This is a genomic window from Planctopirus hydrillae (assembly GCF_001707835.1).
GTDB classification, from domain to species: Bacteria; Planctomycetota; Planctomycetia; order Planctomycetales; family Planctomycetaceae; genus Planctopirus; species Planctopirus hydrillae.
Map to the genome: position 1 here is coordinate 1 of NZ_LYDR01000106.1, position 317 is coordinate 317.

1 protein-coding gene is annotated in these 317 nt (G+C 58.4%); it reads left to right on the plus strand.

All coding sequences use genetic code 11. From position 1 onward, the window contains the following. The coding region (locus tag A6X21_RS12355) for a helicase-related protein (RefSeq protein ID WP_205847464.1) at window positions 1-317 on the plus strand (317 nt) is incomplete at both ends.

A 317-nucleotide genomic window follows, 5' to 3' on the forward strand; every position in this document is an offset into this window, starting at 1 on the left:
AGTACGACGGTTCCTCTGGCTGAGTTTCTCGGCAGCCAGGGCTATCGAACAGCGGCCCGTTCGAGCGATGTTCCTCAGGCTCAACGCGAGCGCATTGTGGAACATCTCAGGTCCGGCCGGCTGGATATCGTCATAGCCACTGATGTGGCTGCCCGCGGACTCGACGTCCAGCGCATCACACACGTCATCAATTTCGATCTCCCTTCGGATAGCGAAAGCTATGTGCACCGCATTGGACGAACAGGTCGTGCGGGTCGTCAGGTCGATACCATTCTGTTCCTGCATCCCCGCGAACGTTTGCTACTACGCCGCATCGA